Here is a 2,649-nt window from a genome sequence, read left to right as displayed (position 1 = left end):
GGTGTGGGGTGTCAGAGTCCGAGGGTGATGGCGATGCGGGTCATTTCGGCGGTGGTGTTGACGTTGAGTTTGGTGCGGATGCGGCGGAGGTAGGCGTCGACGGTGTGTTTGGAGAGTCCCATGTGGCGGGCGGTTTGGAGGTAGGTGTGTCCGGCGGCGATGTGTCGGAGTGCTTCTTGTTCGCGGGGGGCGAGTTCGGGGGTGGGGGTGGTGGTGTGGGGGGTGGTGAGTGTGTGAGTCATGGGATTTCCTCTGCCGGGGGCGGCTGGGTCATCGCTGCTCGCGCCCTCGGAAGCAGGAAGGGAACATCTGCCGGTATGTCCCTTTTGTTCTCTTGGTTAGAGCGTGGCTGTGGGAGTTCATGGGGTTGTCTGTTGTCTGTCACAGGCGTGTGACAGGTCCCTGTCTGTGGTGTTTACGGCCTGGTGGGGCCGGGCGGGGTGCCGTGGTCAGGGCCGCCTCCGGGGCCGCCTCCGGGGCCGGGGCGGGGGCCGGGGCGGGGGGTGTCGGTGTGGGCCTTGATGTGGGGTGATCTTTGCTGTGTGGGGCGGGGGCTTGGTCTGGTTGCCGGGTGGGGTCACGTGCGCCGGAGTCCGTACGTCTCTCGTGTCCGTCACCGATTGAGGTGGCCGGTCCTGCCGCCGCCCGCAGTTTCCCGTGGCTTGCGGTTTCCCGCTGGGCTCACCGTGTCCGGGCCCGTCCCCGGCTGCCGGGTTTCGTGGCGTGGGGGGATGAGCGGGCCGCGGGTGCGGTGCTTGGCCTGAGGTCGGTCGTGGTCCGTGCGGCAGAGGTGTGGGCGACGCGGTAGGAGACCGGCCCGGTGTGTCCTGCGGCGCGGCCGTTCCGTCCCCGGCTGCCGGGTTTCGTGGGGTGGGTGGATGAGCGGGCCACCGCGTTCTTTTGCCGGATTCCGGGTTGCGGGGGTGTTTGTTTCGGTGGGCCGGTGGGCCGGTGGGGTCGGTGTGGGCCTTGGTACGGGGTGATCTTCGCTGTGTGTGGGGGGGCTGGTTGGCGGGTTGGGTGATGCGCACCGCAGTCCGTGCCGGAGCCCGTATGTCGCTCGTGTCCGTCACTGTTGGGGTGGACGGTCCTGCGGCCGCCTGTTGTTTGTGTGCTGCGTTCGGAGTGGGCTGTATCTGCGGCTGCGGGTTTCCGGGGCGTGTTTCAGTGGCTTGCGTGGTTGCCCGCTGGTGCTCGCCGTGTCCGGGCTGCCGCCGTTGACGGCTTCGTGGCTGCGGTGGTGGAGGCCGGTGCCATGGTGCTGACGTCCGCCGTGACGTCTTCGGGGCTGCGGCGGCATCGTGCGGGCGCCCGGCGGGACGATCTGGAAGGTCGCGGCCTCGGGTGTCGGCGTACACGCCTATGCGCTCAGCCGCGTACGGGCAAATGTGCTCAGCCGGTGTGCCGCCTGTTACCGACCCGGCCGCCGCCCGGTGGGGAGATCGCGTGGTGGTGCCTGCGTCACCGCAGGGCGATGTCCTCGCCGATTGACTGCTCGTGGGCGGACGCGATGACCAGGGCCGTGGCCGCGGCGTCCTGCACTGCGACGCCGACCGACTTGTAGAGAGTGATCTGGTCCGGCCTGGTACGTCCCGGTTTGCTACCGGTGATGAGTTCGCCCAGTTCGGCGTGCACATGTTCGGCTGTGATGAGGCCGTCCCGGATCGGCATGAGCAGGTCGTTGCTGCCCGCAGGGAGTGGGGCAAGTACGGCCTGGCGCGATTCGACGCACACCAGCGCCTCGGCGACCGTGGCGTCGTCGATCTCGCGACCTGCCGGGTTGTATCCCACGGATGTGATGTGCACCCCGGGTGTCAGCCACGAGCGGCGAATGACGGGTTCGACGGCGTGCGTCGTCGCGGCGGCGATGTCCGCGCCGTCGAGCGCCTCGGCGTAGCCGGACACGGCTTGGACTTCGGCCTCCAGGACGGCTGAGAGTTCCTGGGCCAGGGCAGCGGCTTTCGCCGGATCCCGGCCGGCCACGCGGATTTGCCGGATCGGGCGGACCCGGCAGATCGCGCGGGCGTGGGACCAGGCCTGCACGCCGGTGCCCAGAACTGCCAGCACCATGGCGTCCTCGCGGGCCAGCAGTCGCGCCGACAGCGCCGAGCAGGCGCCGGTCCGCGCTGCGGTGATGGCCGTACCGTCCAGCAGCGCAGCGGGCTCGCCGGTGTCCGGGTCGAACGCGACGATCAGTGCCTGGTGGGTAGGCAGCCGTGCCCCGTCGTTGTGTGGGAAGAGTGACACCAGCTTCGTCATGAGGACCCCGGCCGACGGCAGGAAGCCCGGCATGGCCGCCAGGAATCCATCGCGTTCGGGCACCAGGGCGGCGACACGGTCGGGTACCGAGGCGCGGCCCGCACTGAGGTCTGCCATCGCCGGGGCCAGGGCGTCGATCAGCGAGTCCGTATCGAGCAGAGCCTCGACCTGTGAGCGGCCCAGAACAAGCATCCCCGCTACCTCCTGTACCTCCTGACGCCGGTCACCCGGCCAGCGACCGCAGAGCCAAAGCGTCAATCGCGGACCCCCGTTGCCCGGCTACGACACGCCCTCCGTCCTGAGCACGTTCATTCGTACGCGCCTGAGCACATCGGCGTGTACGCCGGCCTCGGGGGGAGGGCGCCGGGCCCGCCACTCGCGTGATCGACG

2 protein-coding genes are annotated in these 2,649 nt (G+C 69.6%); both read right to left on the bottom strand.

Features of this window, described 5'->3' with window-relative positions:
• Window positions 1-11: 11 nt before the first annotated feature.
• Window positions 12-242 (bottom strand): response regulator transcription factor, encoded by a 231-nt coding sequence (locus IH80_RS0138125; RefSeq protein WP_030966497.1) that lies wholly within the window; start codon window positions 240-242, stop codon window positions 12-14.
• A 1,219-nt stretch (window positions 243-1,461) separates the two neighbouring features.
• The gene (locus IH80_RS0138120) at window positions 1,462-2,451 is read right to left on the bottom strand and encodes an ornithine cyclodeaminase family protein (protein ID WP_030966496.1); all 990 of its coding nucleotides are present in this window, start codon (window positions 2,449-2,451) and stop codon (window positions 1,462-1,464) included.
• Window positions 2,452-2,649 lie beyond the last annotated feature (198 nt).

Source organism: Streptomyces sp. NRRL S-378 (assembly GCF_000720645.1).
In the GTDB taxonomy this organism is placed as follows: Bacteria; Actinomycetota; Actinomycetes; order Streptomycetales; family Streptomycetaceae; genus Streptomyces.
This window is presented reverse-complemented; position numbering and strand designations above follow the sequence as displayed.

What these genes read in the sequence shown, in the direction of transcription:
- IH80_RS0138125 (WP_030966497.1), bottom strand. Translation starts at nt 242, where the DNA reads ATGACTCACACACTCACCACCCCCCACACCACCACCCCCACCCCCGAA.
- IH80_RS0138120 (WP_030966496.1), bottom strand. Translation starts at nt 2,451, where the DNA reads ATGCTTGTTCTGGGCCGCTCACAGGTCGAGGCTCTGCTCGATACGGAC.